Source organism: Halobacillus kuroshimensis DSM 18393 (genome assembly GCF_000425705.1).
In the GTDB taxonomy this organism is placed as follows: Bacteria; Bacillota; Bacilli; order Bacillales; family Halobacillaceae; genus Halobacillus; species Halobacillus kuroshimensis.
In genome coordinates this window covers 254450-271366 of record NZ_AUDY01000010.1, presented here as the reverse complement: position 1 = coordinate 271366, position 16917 = coordinate 254450, and the positions used below count along the sequence as shown (strand labels likewise).

Here is a 16917-nt window from a genome sequence, read left to right as displayed (position 1 = left end):
CTTATGGTTCTGTCGTTACTTTTTGTTCATCAAAGTAGTAATCGCTGAATACTTCAGCCATGATATCCGCAGAACGGTACAATTCATCCAGATTATTATAAACCCCGCCGAACTCGATAAGAATGGCATTCGGGTTGATATCCTGATTGTAGACGCCATCGACGCCTGACCCTTTTTTCGTAATAACTCCCCGGCTGATGCCTGGATATGTTTCCTCCAGCTTGTTATGAAGGGCAGTGGCAAAGGCCAGGTTTTTCTCATAACCTGGATGCTCTGCTCCAATGACAAAAGCGAAACGAGCGTAATCCTTTCCATCGATCGTTGTCGTTGTGTGCTCCCTTGCAAGACTGTCCCTGTGAAGATCGAAGAAGTAGGTCAACGAACCGTTGGAGCTTACCGCCTCTTCCACAACCGGACGGACGGCATCGTAGGACTGGTAGTACTCCATACCATTTTCGCTCCGGAGGGCGGCTACATCTGTTTTATCCACCACCGCTCCAACCCCTCTTCTTTCCAGACTCTGTCCTAAGCGGTCTCCCACAAGGGTGATGTTCACTTTCCCATCGTACACGGTCGTTTCGTCTGGGAGATGAGGATAAAAGGATTCGGTATTGTGCGTATGGTAAATATAGACAGAGTCTTCGCCCGCCGGTTCAGCTTCCTGATCTGTACCAGGAGCCTCCTGCTCCTCTATGTCCCCTTCTTCTCCACGATCCTCTACTTCAAGCGGTGGCTCTGATTCAATCGGCAGTGTAGAAAAGTCCGTCCCCTGCCCGGCAATAATAATCTGACTGTTGTAGGAGGACAGCCCGGGAATCTCTCTGCCGAGCAGGCTTCGTGGATCATTGGGAGTCAGACTTGTCAGCAATTGAAAAGAGAGGGAGGTGAGACCCGGGATCCGGTTCCCCTCTGGATGCGCGTCCTTAAACACACGGTTTTCCATTTCAAACAGGTAGATGAAGGATCCCCCTTTTAACTTCGCCGTCCACTCCTGTATCGTATCGGAATACAGCCTGTAGGTCGTTTTCGCACCAGTAAGCACACCGATACCAATGAATAATAGAATCAGGATCGTGACACTCAGAACCACCCACCGGGTCCCGCGCTTCACTACGTTTTTGTCCGCCTTTTTCCACTTGTCCGGGTAACGGGACATAAAAAATCCTCCTCTCATACACATCTAGTAAATGGTATGAGAAAGAGGATTTTCATAGAACCGGTCTCTATCATTTTTTCTATTTCAGTATGACTCCAGCCGGCCGTCTTCTACTCCGGAGTGAAGCGCGCCGTTGATCCCGGCAGCAATGACACAGGCCATATCCTTGATAAAACTGTCGACTTCCTTCGGGGTCACCATCAAATTGTGACCAAGAGGGGTCAGGACTTCCTTGATCAACTGCTTTTTCTCGTGCGCCGCAAGCTGACCGAACATGCCCATCACCGCCTGGCTTTGTTCGTCATCAGGGTGGTCTTCTTCTGTCAGTGTTTTTCTTTCAAATGGATTGAGGGCAGGGGACAATGCGTTGGAGGGACGGTCTTTCTCCCTCCATTCACGGCCGAAGTGCTTGAGAACATAGTCAATCGTATCGCTCGTAATGGTAACGGCATCCACAACTGTGGGGACACCTATAGAGATGACAGGAATGCCGTACGTTTCCCGGCTGATTTCCTTTCGTTTGTTTCCGACACCGGATCCTGGATGAATGCCTGTATCCGACAATTGAATGGTCGCATTAATCCGGTTGATGGATCTCGAGGCCAAAGCGTCAATAACGAGGACAAAATCTGGCTTGATCTCCTCGATGATCCCATGGACCATATCACTCGTTTCTATCCCTGTGACCCCCATCACTCCCGGTGTAACTGCAGAAACCGGGCGCCACCCCTCCGCAACCGTTTCCGGGTGCAGTTCAAACAGATGACTGGTCACGTAGACATCTTCGGTAACAAGCGGTCCAAGAGCATCCGGGGTTACATTATGATTTCCGAGCCCGACAATCAAGCCTCTGTCCATATCTTTAATGCCGCAAGCTTCCATTAATTTTCTCAATTGAACCGACATCGTTTCTGCCAGGTTTTCCTGAAGTTCCTTATCCTGTTTGCGGATGGCCAGGGATTCCAACGTCACATAGTGTCCTGGTTTTTTACCAATTCTTTCTGCCCCCGCTTCATCTACGGTCACATACGTAATGGTAATATCATTTTTCTTATTTTCATGAACTTCCACCCCGTCGCTGTCTGAGGATGACGGATCATCCTTAACATTCATTTCCTGCGCTTCAAGCGCCAGATCCGTGCGGATGGAGTAGTGTAATTGTTCTTCCATATCGTCAGCCTCCTTACTCAAATGTTCTCCCAAGCAGAAGAAAACTATGCAGATGATAAGATAAGGAATGAGATAAGTATTGAAAACACCTCGCTGCTCTGGTAAAATGTCTCTTGTTCGATATGAATGAGTCTTTTGTTTTTACCTAGGAGGTGAAACCATGCCTAACATTAAATCAGCGAAAAAACGTGTACGTGTAAACGATGATGCCCGCGCTCTTAACGCAGCATTCAAATCTGACATGCGTACGGCGGTTAAACGTGTAGAAAAGCTTGTTGAAGCTAAAGATGTAGAAAACGCGAAAGAAGTGCTTCCTACAGCTGTTAAGAAAATTGACAAAGCTGTTCAGCGCGGCGCCCTGCCTCAAAACACAGGAAACCGTAAAAAATCCCGCCTAACTAAATTAGTTAACGCACTATAATTAAATCGTAATTTATGACCAACAGACGATCCTTCTTATGAATGGGTCGTTTTTACATGAAGGAAGCCCTCCGGCCTGCTGCCGGAGGGCTTCTTTGTTTTATATCGTCGCTTTCGTATCAGCCGCCTGCTGTTTAATGTGGATCAACCGGTACAGGAGCATTTCAAAAGCGAGCGCTTTTTCCATTTTCCCCTGCTTCAGATTATAATCCGTCTCTGCAAGTTCATTCATGATTTGGTTCAGTTCCTGGTTTGTGAAAAAACGCTCTCTTTTCAGCGCCATTTTTATGACGTAGGGATGAGCTTTAATATACGTCTTCATCTGGTTCTGGGCATACCCCTTCTGTTTAAGCACTTTCGCTTGATTGATGATGCGGAACTGGGAGGAAAGGAGGGCCGTCAGCGCAATCGGCTCTTCATTGACTTTCTCAAGATCCTTATAAATCCGGATTGCTCTTCCAAGATCCCTTTCCATCACAGCATCGACGAGTTTAAGCCCGGATGCCTCCGCACTGTGTGAAAGGAGCTGCTCCGCCACTTCTTTCGTAACTACGCCGCCTTCCCCTACATAAAGGGCAAGCTTTTCCATTTCATTTCGCAAAGCCATCAGGTTCGCGCCAATTTCCTGTGTGAACAATTCATAAATATCCTCCGGCACGGTAATATGTAAATCCCGTGCGAGACTTGAAATCCACTTATCCATATTCCATTCTTTCACAGGCTCGCAGTGGATGATCTCGCCATGTTTTTTCAATTCCTTGAAAAGCTTTTTCCGTTCGTCCAGTTTTTCATAGGGAGCGATGAGGATCAGTGTCGTGTATTCTGCTGGATTTTGTATATACTTCAGCAGCGTATCCACATCATGCTCAAAGGACAGCTTGTCCGGTTTTGCTTTTAAGAAGACAGGACTGGCGGCGATCACCACTTTCCCGTCCCCTAGAAACGGAAAGGTTTCCGCATCCGTAACAACATCCTCGACAGGGATTTCCTCCAGGTCGTACTGGGATACATTAAATTCGCGATCTTCTTTCTTTAACGCCTGCTTAATGATTTTATCTTTATTCTCTTGTATCAGATACGGCTCTACTCCATATAGTAAGTACACCTGTGATTGATTCAGCTTGGCCATACAGTGGTTGTCCTTTCTTATAAAAAAAGAATACGGCACCCTCCTGAGAGGGAGCTCAGTGTCACTATTTTATTGTCCTTTTCAAGATCTGTCAAAAAGTGACCTGAGCATGCCGTATGAACCATCTATATAAACGCCATTTCAAAAGCCCCGGGTGCTTTTGAAGAGGACGATGTTGTTCGTCTCTTGCGTTTAGTTTGACCGCCTCGGGAAGAATTATCTGTGACAAGTCTTGCTAGCTGTGGCAAACGTATGAATCCAGGATAATTTTAGAAATCCTTTTCACACCATGTAGATTTTTGGCTGTAAATGGACTATACTTAGTAATTGATATAGGAGGGGTAATATGAACGAGTTCAAGAATGATATTCAATCCAAAACGAATGATGTTATTGATTCCGGATTGGGATTTGTCTTCTCATTTGTCTTCTTCTTCATTATTTTCGCAATCGGGGTTGTATTTTCTGTGGTCGGTCAATAATGGTGCAATTCCGGAAGGCTGCTTTATGAAGCAGTCTTTTTTTATTTTCTGCTTGCATTATACGGAAGGAAAGTAGAAAACGTTCCATCATCTCCATAAAAATTATAGCTGACAGCCCCGGATTGGTCTGTCCGAAGGATGACCGCCTCCTGATCCATCAGCCTTTCCAGAACTTCTTCATGCGGGTGACCGTAACGATTATCAACGCCTGCAGATACCCATACCACCTCAGCACCCACCCGCTCCAGCCATTGCTCACTTGAAGATGTGTTACTGCCATGGTGAGCTGCCTTCAAGACATCTGCGCGAACAGCCACAGCCCCTTGAAGCAGCTCTTTCTCTACAGGGGCCGAGATGTCTCCGGTGAACATCCACTTCTTCCCACCAAGATCAAAATCCACCACAAGGGAATTGTCATTGGCATCTCCCCTGTCTTCTGCCGGATGCCGTACGCGCATTTCAAGGCCGCCGCCCTTCAACAAGTCTCCTGCCTCCACCCTTTTCTGCTCCACCCCTTTATACTGGACAGGATTATAAGGTGATGTCACCAGACGATTCACATTATGATGTTGCAGCAGATAAGGAACACTTCCATCATGATCACTATCCTCATGAGTAATGAGAAGGGTATCAACTGTATGGATGCCTCTGGATTTCAAAAAAGGGACAATAATGGTTTCCGCCGTCGCCGCCTTATCCTCCATATAAACAGGAGGCCCCGCAGCATCAATCATCCATACCCCTTTCCTGTAAGGCAGTTCAATGATAAAGCTGTCCCCCTGACCAACATCGAGCATTGTCACAGTCCCTTTCGGTGACAAGTAAGGAAGGGAAGTGTAAACCATAAGCACACCCACACACGCAGCGCCGAAGAAAAGAGCCTTCCCACGTTTTTCTCTACACCAATGGAACATCATCCTGACAAACAAGACCATAAACACTAGGATAGCTGAAGCAGCGAGTTCACCAATGACCCAGGGTAAGTCCAGCAAACCTCCCACTTTCATAACTGCTGAAAGGACACGCTGGTGAAAATCAGAAAATATCAAGGAAAACCCATAAGTGACAGGACCGGGAAAAAGGAGCGCAGCAAGAAACAAAAGGAAGGACACCGGAATGACAAAGAAGGAAAAATAAGGGACCACCGCCACATTTACGAATAGGGACAGCGGTTGAAATTCATAAAAATAGTGGATTTGAAGAGGGAGGATGGCCAGCAGACAAATAAGGCTGATGATCACCGTCTGCTGCCAAAGACCAGATGCTTTCTTCAACACAGGCGCAGAAAGGATGAGGCTGAAGGTGACAAGGAAGGAGAATTGAAAGCCGATCTGATGCAGGTAATCAGGATTCCAAACGAGCAGGAAACCAGCTGTCCAGGCAATAACATCCGACAAAGGGATCCGGCGGTTACTCATAGAAAATACAAGCACGATAAGGGCCATAACACAAGCACGGATGACTGATGGCGCGGCGCCGGCGAGGATTGTATAGGATGGGAGAAAGAGAAACAGAAAGATGCGGGCCTGTCTTTTTGTTGCCAGGCCGGACCGGTAAAGAGAGACATAGACTCCTCCGGCCAGCAGTCCGGCGTGCAGTCCTGAAATAGCAAGGATATGAGAAAGGTTATACGCTTGAAACCAATTCACGATATCCTCGGGGAGAGCATCTTTCTCTCCAAAGACCAGCGCTTTGACCCAGCTGTACGATTCAGGATCCAACTGACGCTGAACCTTTTTCAGAAGATGTGTCCGCCATTCATACAGATAACTTAACCGTGACCTTCCCTCGCACGCTGTATCTGAATGGTCCTGCACCACCATCTCCGCAAAGACACCCTGCGTGTACATATACTCCGCATAATCAAATGCACCCGGGTTCCGGGCAGAAGCAAACGGGCCCGTCACACCGGAAGCCGTGCAGACAGATCCGTGGTGGAACACAGGTACCCGCTCATCAGGATCACTTTTTAAAATACGCACCTGCCTTTTGATGCCGTCTGCATTTTCCATAAGGAACTGCACAGCGTAGGAGGTTTCCTTCACTTCTGAATCAATGACACCGGTCCATGTTTCACTGTTTTCCATTTGTGTTTGGGGAGTCTGAGGGGCAAGGTAGAAAAAACCAGCAGCGAGGAGAATACAAAGGAGAAAAAATTGAGGGAGATGGTTACGGTAACCATAGAGAACAACGGTTATCAATACCGCAAAAACATAAACGGCATCCCCTTCCAGGGAGGCCAGAACCCCGCCCGATGCAAAAGCAAGGACGGGAAGGTGCCACCGGCCGGTACAGGCGTTCATTTTTCGGGAAGGGAGAAGTAATGGCCGGCTAATTCCCTTAACTGCTCTACTTCAGGATCACGGGACTCTTCCAGTTTCTCAATAAGGCGGCCGACAAGATCCCGCTGCTCCGTCTGCATAGGAGGAATTTCCAGGGGTACCTTTTTCATACGGACACCGGCCTGTTGGAAAAGCTCGACAGCATATGGATCATTTTTATAATCCTCTCCATAATAAACCGCTTTAATTCCTGCCTGTATTAATGCCTTCGTACAGTGGACGCAGGGAAAGTGAGTAACATAGACCTCCGCTCCATCTGCAGCTACGCCAAACTTCGAACACTGAAGCAGAGCATTCATTTCAGCATGAATCGTCCGGACACAGTGGCCGCCTACGACATAGCATCCTTCATCAATACAATGCACTCCCCCGCTCACGCTGCCATTATAACCGCCGGCTATCATACGTTTATCCCGGACAATGACAGCTCCTACGGCAAGCCTCTGACAGGTGCTTCTGGATTTCAACAGGTAACTCTGTGCCATAAAATATTGGTTCCACGTGATTCGTTCCATCTATGTATCCCCCTGTTTTTTCATTAAGTTTACTTGCTGTATGTCCTGCCGTCAACGTTATGGAACAGCGATATATTCCTTAAGCTGGTCTAATGTTTTCTCTCCGATTCCGGGTACATCGAGCAGTTCCTCGACAGATCCAAACGGACCATGCTCTTCCCTGTATTTGATGATGCTTTCGGCTTTTGACGGCCCGATACCGTTCAATGTCTGGATTTCCTCCATAGAAGCCTGATTCACCCTTATTCTGCCCGTATCCATACTTGATGACTGGGATGTGTCTTCCCCCTCTGCAGCCGCCTCTGTCACGAGAACAACCATTTCATCCTGCAGGACCTGGGCGAGGTTGACGCTGTGAGGGTCTGCTTCCTTCGTCATTCCCCCTGCCTTCGCAATGACATCATCCACCCTTGCACCACCCTTCATGGAGTACACGCCCGGACGTAAGACTTCTCCTTTAACGTCGACCACAATTTCCTCACTGGAAACCTCTCCTTCAGCCATGACCTCTACCTGCTCTTCTTCAGTTACAACCGTGTTTTCGACATCTGCAGCCGGCTGCGCCTGCCTGTAAACGAGTACAAACAGGAGAACAGCCATTCCTATCCATCCGTATCGTTTGATCATGAATCGTCCGCCCTTCTTTCATAAAACTTTACTCTTGGAATACTATTGTATAGGTAACCATTAAGGGAGGGATTCCAATGAGATGGGGAATCATCGGAACCGGAAATATGGGAAGCATGCTTACAACATCGCTGATCAAAAGCGGAGCCGTGCGCAGCGATCAATTAACGATTTACAATAGAACAAAAACAAAGGCGGAAGCGTTAAAAGAAGAATTGGGTTTAATTACTGTGGCGGATACGATTCTGGAAACGCAGCAGAACAGCGATATCCTTTTCATTTGTGTGAAACCACATCATTATAAAGAGATCCTGGACCAGCTGAAAGGAAAGTGGAAAAAAGATCAATGCCTTGTTTCCATCACCTCCCCGATCGCTGTGGACCAGCTGGAGAAAGCTGTGCCCTGTGAAGTCGCCCGGGTTGTGCCGTCCATAACGAACCACGCTCTTGCCGGTGTCAGCTTAATGACTTTCGGAGAAAAAACGAGTGAAGCCTATCGAACGGCCCTTAACAAGGCCTTCTCTCATGTGTCGACTCCGGTGGAAATTGAAGAAGAATATATCCGGGCAGCCTCTGACATCGTATCCTGCGGCCCGGCATTTATCAGTTTTCTTCTGAGTGAATGGATCAAAGCCGCCGGAGAGGTCGCCGGCATGCCAAAGGAAAAAGCTGCTGTCTTAACAGAAAATATGATGACAGGACTTGGAGAACTGCTTTCAAGGCGGATTATGACATTGGAAGAACTCATGGAGAAAGTGACTGTCAAAGGAGGGGTGACCGGCGAGGGCCTTCAGGCTCTGGAGGATCATATCGGCCCTTTATTCCAGAAGATGTTCGAAGCAACACAGAGGAAACATCAGGAGGATAAGAAACACATTCACTTGTAATTTTATTATTCGACATTACTTGACGAATTCCTGCTGGATAAGATAAAAAAAGAGTCCGATTTTCCAATCGGACTCTTCCCTATTTTGTACAAGCAATCAACCAGCGGTCTCCTTCGCCACCGGGTTCTGTACTAAAGTCTGCATAGACTCCCCGGAAGCTGAAGCCCGCGTCCTCCAGCCATGCTTTAAGATCATCAAGCTCAAACCCCTGTTGGTAATGAACCTCATCAAATCGGTGATAACTGGACCCTTCCTGGATAAAGAAGGTCAAATCGTGAACGATGCTGTTGTCCTTTTCACCGGGATCACAAAACCATACATAGGACAAATCATCATACACCTCTGCGAAGGTGGAACCACTCAGGTCACTCTGAATATGATCTATAGAGTGAACGTCAAATAAAAACAGCCCGCCCTTTTCAAGAGAAGCATAAATACTGTTGAATGCCGCTTTTACCTGCCCCGGTTCCTGCAGGTAGTTAAAAACGTCACAATAACTGATGACCGCATCAAAAGCCTTTGGAAGTTCAAGCTCGGTCATATCCTGTTTCAACCATTGGATGGAGGAACGGGGATTTTTCTGCTGGGCGACAGCAAGCATCTCCTCCGACAAGTCCACACCTGTCATTTGAAATCCTTCCTGATCCAGTCTATGGGTGATCTCACCTGTACCACAGCCGATATCAAGAATTCTGCTCCCAGTCACATTGTGGTGCTTCATCTGATTCCTGGTGAATGTCACCCAGCTGCTGTATGGAGCGTCTTCCATCAGACGGTCGTACACCCGCGCCATGTCCCTGTAACTCATATTAGTTTTCCAAGCCCTCAACGAACACCGTGTCGGCGTCTCCCCAAAGTCTTTCCAGGTTGTAATAATGACGTTCATCTTTATGGAAGATGTGACACACGACACCGTTCAGGTCAATCAACACCCAGCGGGCCTGCTCGAAACCTTCCATACGTTTCACTTCCATACCATTCTCTTCAGCCTGAGCCTTTACTTCTCTGGCAATAGCCTGTACCTGTCTTTCATTGGATCCTTCACATATCACGAAGTAATCCGCGATTAAAGATACATCCGCCATATCCAATACGACGATATCCTGAGCTCTTTTTTCATCACAGGCCTGTGCGGCCAGTGTTACCAATTCTCTGCTTTCCATGAGTTTCCTCCCTTATTCATCCTATATCTCTTTGGGTTTCTTTCTGTTTATAATAAATCATTATATGCATGAAACGTGTCCGGATAAACAGTCCTTCCCTTGCCGACCAAAAATACAATGGTGTTTTTTAATGCAAGGAGACAGGCTTGATCCAAATCCGTTTCCGCCGTTTTACGGACTTCATCAACTCCGGGGAAGTTCCGCCCGGGTTCAATGTAATCCGCTAAAAAAACAACTTTATCCAAAAGACTCATATGTTTCTTTCCTGTCGTATGACAGGATACTGCACTGGACACCTCAGGATCTGTCAAATGAATTTCCTGTTCCAGCATCAGGGCTCCAACAGGGCCGTGCCAAAGCTCATGATGATAATCAAGAAGATCTTTAGGCAGACGTCTGTCGCTTTCAATCCAGCGCCTCATCAGGTCCCTGTCCTTGTACTTGGCATAATCATGGAGTGCACCGGCAAGGGCTGCCTTTTTTACATCAGCGCCAAAACGCTCAGCGAGTATGACCGCCTCATCAGCGACTCTGACAGTGTGGTCGAAACGCTCTTGTTTAAGAAAAGGTTTGACGTACTCCAACGCTTGTTCACGAGTCATTTCCATAGAGGTGATGCTCCTTTATATAAGAATTCACCGCTTCCGGTACGAGGTAACGGACACCTTTTCCATCTTTAAGCTTTTCCCTGATCATGGTGGAGGAAACATCAACACCGGGGATCTCTACGTAATGAACACCGGCTTCCGAATTCCACTCATACCCCGGCCGCTTCACTCCGACAAAATCCACAATGGTTTTCAGTTCATTTATTTTATACCATTGCGGCAGATTTTGTACCATATCTCCACCTATGATAAAGAAAAAATGGTGATCCGGGTATTCGTTATTCAAAAGTGTCAGCGTGTCATAGGTATAAGACGTTCCCTTTCGAACAAGTTCGATATCACACAACCGAAAATCCGGATGACCGGCAATCGCCCGTTCTACCATCTCCAGACGAAGCTCAGCGTCTGTCTGTGATTCTTTTTTATGAGGGGGGATATAGGACGGCATAAACCAGACTTCATCCAGCCCCATATCCTCCCGGCAGTATTCAGCCATTAACAAATGTCCATAATGGGGTGGATCAAACGTTCCGCCGAGGATGCCGATTTTTTTCATAAGGGCATCCTGCTTTACGGCAGCTCAATCTGCTTATTTTCTTTAGACTCTTTATACAGGATGATCGTGCTTCCGATCACTTGTACGATGTGGGCATCTGTAGCATCTACAATTTCTTCTGCTACAGCCGCGGGTTCTTCCAGGCAGTTCTGCAGAATGCTGACTTTAATCAGTTCACGCTTTTCAAGCGCCTCATTGATCTGTGTCGTCATATTTTCATTGACCCCTGCTTTACCAACCTGGAAGATCGGCTGCACCTGGTGGGAAGCCGCACGCAAATGCTTTTTCTGTTTACTTGTTAACATGTTATTCCCCTTTCAACTTTCGTTCGAACTTTTCAAGGAGCGGATGCGCTTCAGGATGAAGGTCCGTCCAGATTTGGAAGGCATAAACCGCCTGCTGCAGCAACATTTCATGGCCAAAATGCAGACGGGCCCCTTTTTGTTCCGCCTCTTTTAAGAAGTTCGTCATCACCGGCCGGTAGACAATATCACTGACTACCGTACCTTCCTTGATATTTTGAAGCGGCATAATGGATGTGTCATCATTCGGGCTCATGCCAACCGTGGTGGTTTGGATAATTAAATCATAACCCCCGGCTGCTTGTTCAGCTTCCTCAATCGTAACCGCTCTGGCAGCATGGTCACCACCGGTTTCAGCAATCATGGCCTCTGCTCTGCTGACCGTCCGGTTCGCTACATCAACCTTAACCTCTGCCTGGTCCATCAGCGCGGCAAAGATACCTCTGGCCGCTCCTCCGCTTCCAAGAAGCAGAACGTTGATCTTCTGATGAAAAAGATCTGGAAAACGTGCCTGAAGCGAATGCAGAAACCCTGTTCCATCTGTATTATAGCCGATCCAGCCAGCAGATGTCCGCTTGACTGTATTCACGGCCCCCAGCTGTTTGGCGCTCGCGTCGATTCCATCAAGATATGGAATGATTTTTTCCTTATAGGGAACCGTCACGTTGAAACCATCCAGCTGCTGTTTTTTGATCTGATCGATCTGCTCATCGAAATCTTCCGGTGTGATTTCGAACAGTTGATATTCTCCTTCAACCCCCGTCTGTTCCATCAATTGTTCATGAATCCATGGAGACAGCGAGTGGCCGACCGGAAATCCTGCCAAGCCGAATGTATACAAAAAATCTCCCCCTAAATGAGTGATGCGCGAAGGGATACTTTCACACCTTCCGGAACGTGAGCCGTAACTGTGACATCTCCTTCTGGAACAGTGATCCATCCCAGCCCCGAAAATACGATATCTGTCTTAGGCTCCGTAATTTTCAATGTCTGGGCTTTCAAAGGAGGCAGTTTCTCTTTTGTATCCTGATCCGGTGGTGTTAGAAGCTCCCCTAAATGATTCTTATACAAGTCATCAGCTTTCTCCATTTTCGTCCGGTGAATGTGGAGTTCATTGGAGAAATAACCGATAAAGGACGAACGCTCCCCTTTTTCAAAATCAAGCCTTGCCAGTCCACCGATAAACAGAGTCTGCTGTTCATTCAGCTGATAGACCTTCGGCTTTACTTCTTTGCGGGGTGTAATCAGTTTCAAGTCTTTATCCGACACATAGTGGGCCATCTGATGACGATGAATCACTCCAGGTGTATCGAACATAGAACTCTGCTCATCCAGCGGGATATCGATGAATCCGAGGGTCGTTCCCGGGAAGTAAGAAGTCGTAATCGCATCTTTCACTCCTGATGTGTTGGAAATAAGGGTGTTGATGAACGTTGATTTTCCTACGTTCGTCGTCCCTACAACATAAACATCTTTTCCATTACGGTAATCCTCCACGGCTCTTGATAATTCTTCGACACCCTGGTTTTTTTCAGCGGAAATCAAGAACACATCCTCGACCTCCAAGCCATTTTCCCTGGCGGAGCGCTTCAGCCAGTGCTTCACCTTGTTATGGTTCACCGATTTTGGCAGCACGTCCATTTTATTCCCTACTAGAAGAACGGGATTATTCCCGGTCAGTCGTTTCAACCCTGGAATAAAACTTCCATTGAAATCAAAAATATCAATCAGCTGGATGACGAGGCTTTTCGTCCCATTGATCTGATTGAGCATCTCCAGGAAATCATCATCCTGATACGGTACATCCTGCACCTCATTATAGTGTTTCAAGCGGAAGCACCGTTTGCAAATGATGTCTTCCCGATTTAAAGCGGAAGCGGGGGCGTAACCCGGTTGTTCAGGGTTTGTTGTTTGTATTTCCGCTCCGCATCCCTGGCATTGAATCTCTGCCATTATCCATCTCTCCTCTGCCACGTAATTTTCCCTTTTCTTCTCATCCAATCTAAAATGCGCCGCTCAATCTTCCGGTTAAAACGGGTAACGAATCCGTCTGTTTCGACGATCGGTACGACGAGAATGGTATGGTAACCCGCAGAGTTGCCTCCAAGAACATCCGTGAGAAGCTGGTCACCAATAACAGCCACCTCGTTCTTATTTAATTTCATCTGCTTGCGTGCTTTTTTGAACGCTTTGGACAGGGGCTTCCGGGCGCTGTGAATAAACGTGGCATCCAAAGGCTCCGAAAACAATTTCACACGCGCTTCATTATTATTTGAAGCGATGGTCACCTGAATTCCATGACTGTTCATCTTTTTAAACCATGCCTTGATTTCTTCGGTAGCATCAGGAACATCCCAGGCTACCAGCGTATTATCCAGATCTGTGATAACACCTTTGATTCCTTTGTCCTTGAGTTCCTGTGGATCTATATCAAATACACTTGGAACGTGTTCATCAGGCAGAAAATTATTTAACATCAACTCACTCCATCTCTTATACAACGGCAAAATCTCCTTCACCATCATATACAAAATTTCGTTATGTTTCAAAAGGTCTTCCATTAAGAACAAAATTCGTTCGACATTTACCGACAAATCCGGGCTGTGGATAAGTTTATACACACTTTCCACACAGTTACTTCTTTGTTATCACTAAACCTAGATGGTTTTTCCAATTAGTTATCTACATTTTCTTGTAGATAACTTCTATATTGTGGCAAATTTCGGGTCATGGTAAGGTAAACATACATTCAAAGATGGACTTTGAGAGATTAAGAAAACGGGAGGTGACTGTCACATGAGTGACAGCGGTATGAAGCAATTATCGGATTCCCTGCTTATACAATCTTACCACAAAGCTATTGAACTCAATCTTTCCAAAGAATTTGTCGAACAGATCAGTAATGAAATCAAAAAGAGAGCCATCCAGAACCAATTGAAAAAAACGATTCCCCGGGTCGGGTAGACAAAATAAAAGGGCGTCATCGTAAACATTCGTTTCTCTCAAGAGAATGAATGTTTTTTTGTGTTTTTTTATTTTTATTTTTGATGTGTCTCTTCATATTTATAAGGAAAGACTAAAATAAGTCTACAACATGCTGCTGCTGGTATGCTACAGTTGAACAATGACCGTTTTTTTGATTACAATTGAATGGATACAAGGCTGTCATCATCCCTATACGAACTAAATAGATGAAACATAGCCAAAGGAGGAATTATCCGCATGCTGGTGGCCGTATTACTGCCTTTTATTCTTGCTGTTTTCATTCCATTCTTAAGCAGATGGAAAGAAAAGCTGCACCCGGGCTTTTTTGTAACACTTGTGCCTGTGGTCATTTTTATTTACTTTGTCCGTCATATCGGATCAGGTTTTGAACCTGTCGTCCAGGAGTACTCATGGATTCCCTCGCTTGGGATCAACATGGTTTTCCACCTGGATGGACTGAGTCTGCTGTTTGTTCTTCTTATCAGTGGAATCGGTGCCTTAGTGGCTTTCTACTCGATTTACTATCTACATAAATCTGAGCAGCTGGGCCATTTCTACGTGTATTTTCTTATTTTCATGGGATCGATGCTCGGTGTCGTTCTCTCCGACAACGTATTTGCCCTGTACAGCTTTTGGGAATTTACGTCGTTGTCTTCTTTCCTGTTAATCGGTTTTTGGAATTATAAACAGGAATCTCGTTATGGTGCACTTAAATCCATGCTGATTACCGTATTCGGGGGCTTGAGCCTGCTCGGTGCGTTGATTTTCATGAGTGAGTTAACGAATACAACAAGTATCCGCGCGATGATTGACCAGCAGCAGCTGGTTTTAAACAGTGAATACTTCCCGCTGATTTTAAGTCTGCTTCTCTTAGGGGCTTTCACGAAATCCGCACAGTTTCCTTTCCACATCTGGCTTCCTGATGCCATGGAAGCACCGACGCCTGTCAGTGCATATCTTCACTCAGCAACCATGGTTAAAGCTGGAATCTATTTAGTAGCCAGATACTCTCCGATGTTATCTTCCAGTGAATGGTTCTTCATTATTGTGTCCACAGCTGGGATTGTTACATTATGCTGGGGATCTTATATGGCTGTCCGACAGACAGACTTGAAAGGAATTCTCGCCTTTTCCACCATCAGTCAATTGGGAATGATTATGGCGATGCTCGGGTTCGGAACGAAAGCCGCCGTGTTTGGCGCAGTATTCCATATTCTGAACCACGCTACCTTTAAAGGGAGCCTCTTCATGGTTGCCGGAATCATTGACCATGAAACAGGGACAAGGGATATCCGCCGTCTTGGCGGCTTGATGACTTATCTGCCGATCACAGCGACGCTGGCTGTTTTTGCCTCATTCTCCATGGCCGGTGTACCGCTCCCGTTCTTAAACGGGTTCTATAGTAAAGAAATGTTCTTTGAATCTTCCCTTCACCTGGAAGCATCAGCCGCTGGTTTCTCTGGTTTTATGATGAGTGTCATTCCTTACCTGGCTGTTCTGGGGAGCATTTTCACATTCGTCTATTCCATGTATTTCTTCTTCGGGACCTTCCGAGGACGGGCAAAGATTGATCAACTTCCGAAAAAACCACACGAGGCTCCAATCGGAATGCTTGTATCTCCGATGATTCTGGTCGCTGGTGTGATCATTATCGGTCTATTCCCATTCCTTGTGAACGGATCGTTCATCGCCCATGCGGCGGAGGCCGTTAAAGGCACAGCCCTTGAAGAAAAACATATTACATTCTGGCACGGCATTATCCCGCCGTTTGTCATGTCCTTAACCGTTGTGGTCTTCGGTGCAATCCTGGCCATATCAAGGAAAGGATGGACGCCGGTGTACAACTTCCTGCCTGGACGTCTAAGTCTGAACAAGTTTTATGATGGACTTGTCGATCGGACAGAGAGGTATTCCGGAGTCATTACCAAAGGCTATATGAACGGATCGCTCGGCCGCTATGTCCGCTTGATTCTTGCAGCCATCTTAATCGTCAGCTTTGCTTTTATGGCCCTGACCGGCGGATTTACCGTGGATACGTCCAACTTATCCAGAATTACCGCACCTGAAATCGCTGTGGCTGTCACAATGGTCTTGGCCGCCATCGGTACAGCCCTGACCAACAACCGGATAGCGGCCATTTTGATTCTAGGTGTCGTTGGATACGGACTTTCCATGCTGTTCGTCCTTTACAGGGCTCCTGACCTGGCCTTGACTCAGCTCATCGTGGAAACCGTAACGGTAGCTCTATTCCTGCTTGTGTTCTATCACCTTCCTAAGCTGAAGAAGAAGGACCAGCCAATGAGCACCCAGGTTCTTAACGTGATTATCTCTGTCGGCTTCGGGGCACTCATGACAATGGTTGCCATCTCTGCCCACAGCAGTAAATGGTTTGATTCCATTTCCGAATACTTTGTTAAGAACTCCTATAAGCTTGGAGGCGGAGATAACATTGTCAACGTCATTCTTGTTGACTTCCGTGGTCTGGATACGTTATTTGAAATCGTCGTTCTCGGAATCGCCGCCATGGCCATTTACGGGTTAATCCGATTAAAGAAACCGAAGGAGGATGAATAAAA

Annotated in this window: 19 protein-coding genes; 5 read left to right on the top strand and 14 right to left on the bottom strand. The window is 46.6% G+C overall.

Features of this window, described 5'->3' with window-relative positions:
* Position 1: 1 nt before the first annotated feature.
* Both spoIIP and gpr read right to left on the bottom strand, forming a co-directional pair.
* Positions 2-1156, bottom strand: coding sequence for a stage II sporulation protein P (gene spoIIP / locus H615_RS0111780; RefSeq protein WP_027955341.1), 1155 nt, complete (start codon positions 1154-1156; stop codon positions 2-4).
* Positions 1157-1240: 84 nt separating this feature from the next.
* The gene (gene gpr / locus H615_RS0111775; RefSeq protein WP_027955340.1) at positions 1241-2326 is read right to left on the bottom strand and encodes a GPR endopeptidase; all 1086 of its coding nucleotides are present in this window, start codon (positions 2324-2326) and stop codon (positions 1241-1243) included.
* Between the two features lie 160 nt (positions 2327-2486).
* Between gpr and rpsT the strand changes: the two genes are divergently transcribed.
* A complete protein-coding gene (rpsT, locus tag H615_RS0111770; RefSeq protein WP_027955339.1) occupies positions 2487-2747 on the top strand; it encodes a 30S ribosomal protein S20 in 261 nt (86 codons plus the stop codon).
* Positions 2748-2846: 99 nt separating this feature from the next.
* Here the strand turns inward: rpsT and holA are convergent, their stop codons facing one another.
* Positions 2847-3875, bottom strand: a complete 1029-nt coding sequence (gene holA / locus H615_RS21285) for a DNA polymerase III subunit delta (RefSeq protein WP_035532025.1) — start codon at positions 3873-3875, stop codon at positions 2847-2849.
* Positions 3876-4221: 346 nt separating this feature from the next.
* Between holA and H615_RS22090 the strand changes: the two genes are divergently transcribed.
* A complete protein-coding gene (locus H615_RS22090; RefSeq protein WP_027955338.1) occupies positions 4222-4356 on the top strand; it encodes a YqzM family protein in 135 nt (44 codons plus the stop codon).
* Between the two features lie 41 nt (positions 4357-4397).
* Here the strand turns inward: H615_RS22090 and H615_RS0111755 are convergent, their stop codons facing one another.
* Genes H615_RS0111755 through H615_RS0111745 form a run of 3 tightly spaced genes read right to left on the bottom strand, consistent with a single transcriptional unit; the run spans position 4398 to position 7840 of the window.
* A complete protein-coding gene (locus tag H615_RS0111755) occupies positions 4398-6659 on the bottom strand; it encodes a DNA internalization-related competence protein ComEC/Rec2 (protein WP_027955337.1) in 2262 nt (753 codons plus the stop codon).
* Complete coding sequence (locus H615_RS0111750) at positions 6656-7213, bottom strand: ComE operon protein 2 (RefSeq protein ID WP_027955336.1); 558 nt, start codon at positions 7211-7213, stop codon at positions 6656-6658. Before H615_RS0111750 ends, H615_RS0111755 begins: the two co-directional genes overlap by 4 nt.
* Positions 7214-7270: 57 nt before the next feature.
* A complete protein-coding gene (locus tag H615_RS0111745; RefSeq protein WP_027955335.1) occupies positions 7271-7840 on the bottom strand; it encodes a helix-hairpin-helix domain-containing protein in 570 nt (189 codons plus the stop codon).
* A 77-nt stretch (positions 7841-7917) separates the two neighbouring features.
* On the opposite strand from H615_RS0111745, the gene comER reads away from it, so the two are divergent.
* Positions 7918-8727: a late competence protein ComER gene (gene comER, locus H615_RS0111740; RefSeq protein WP_027955334.1), complete on the top strand. Its 810-nt coding sequence runs from the start codon at positions 7918-7920 to the stop codon at positions 8725-8727.
* 79 nt (positions 8728-8806) lie between these two features.
* On the opposite strand, the gene H615_RS0111735 is transcribed toward comER, so the two are convergent.
* Genes H615_RS0111735 through H615_RS0111700 form a run of 8 tightly spaced genes read right to left on the bottom strand, consistent with a single transcriptional unit; the run spans position 8807 to position 13917 of the window.
* Positions 8807-9535 (bottom strand): class I SAM-dependent DNA methyltransferase, encoded by a 729-nt coding sequence (locus tag H615_RS0111735; protein WP_027955333.1) that lies wholly within the window; start codon positions 9533-9535, stop codon positions 8807-8809.
* A gap of 1 nt (position 9536) precedes the next feature.
* Positions 9537-9890: a ribosome silencing factor gene (gene rsfS / locus H615_RS0111730; protein ID WP_027955332.1), complete on the bottom strand. Its 354-nt coding sequence runs from the start codon at positions 9888-9890 to the stop codon at positions 9537-9539.
* Between the two features lie 47 nt (positions 9891-9937).
* Positions 9938-10498, bottom strand: coding sequence for a bis(5'-nucleosyl)-tetraphosphatase (symmetrical) YqeK (gene yqeK, locus H615_RS0111725; protein ID WP_242520473.1), 561 nt, complete (start codon positions 10496-10498; stop codon positions 9938-9940).
* Positions 10482-11054: a nicotinate-nucleotide adenylyltransferase gene (locus H615_RS0111720; RefSeq protein ID WP_027955330.1), complete on the bottom strand. Its 573-nt coding sequence runs from the start codon at positions 11052-11054 to the stop codon at positions 10482-10484. The genes yqeK and H615_RS0111720 overlap by 17 nt, the downstream gene beginning before the upstream one ends.
* Before the next feature lie 14 nt (positions 11055-11068).
* The gene (gene yhbY, locus H615_RS0111715) at positions 11069-11359 is read right to left on the bottom strand and encodes a ribosome assembly RNA-binding protein YhbY (protein ID WP_027955329.1); all 291 of its coding nucleotides are present in this window, start codon (positions 11357-11359) and stop codon (positions 11069-11071) included.
* Between the two features lies 1 nt (position 11360).
* On the bottom strand, positions 11361-12197 hold the full coding sequence (aroE, locus tag H615_RS0111710; protein WP_027955328.1) for a shikimate dehydrogenase: 837 nt from the start codon (positions 12195-12197) through the stop codon (positions 11361-11363).
* Between the two features lie 11 nt (positions 12198-12208).
* On the bottom strand, positions 12209-13309 hold the full coding sequence (yqeH, locus tag H615_RS0111705; RefSeq protein WP_027955327.1) for a ribosome biogenesis GTPase YqeH: 1101 nt from the start codon (positions 13307-13309) through the stop codon (positions 12209-12211).
* Positions 13309-13917 carry a YqeG family HAD IIIA-type phosphatase gene (locus tag H615_RS0111700; RefSeq protein WP_280513304.1) on the bottom strand — a complete coding sequence of 203 codons (609 nt, stop codon included), beginning with the start codon at positions 13915-13917 and terminating at the stop codon, positions 13309-13311. The genes yqeH and H615_RS0111700 overlap by 1 nt, the downstream gene beginning before the upstream one ends.
* Positions 13918-14167: 250 nt before the next feature.
* Here H615_RS0111700 and sda point away from each other — a divergent pair, with 250 nt between their 5' ends.
* Both sda and H615_RS0111690 read left to right on the top strand, forming a co-directional pair.
* Complete coding sequence (sda, locus tag H615_RS22085; RefSeq protein ID WP_084163136.1) at positions 14168-14320, top strand: sporulation histidine kinase inhibitor Sda; 153 nt, start codon at positions 14168-14170, stop codon at positions 14318-14320.
* Between the two features lie 258 nt (positions 14321-14578).
* Positions 14579-16915: a Na+/H+ antiporter subunit A gene (locus tag H615_RS0111690; RefSeq protein ID WP_027955325.1), complete on the top strand. Its 2337-nt coding sequence runs from the start codon at positions 14579-14581 to the stop codon at positions 16913-16915.
* Positions 16916-16917 lie beyond the last annotated feature (2 nt).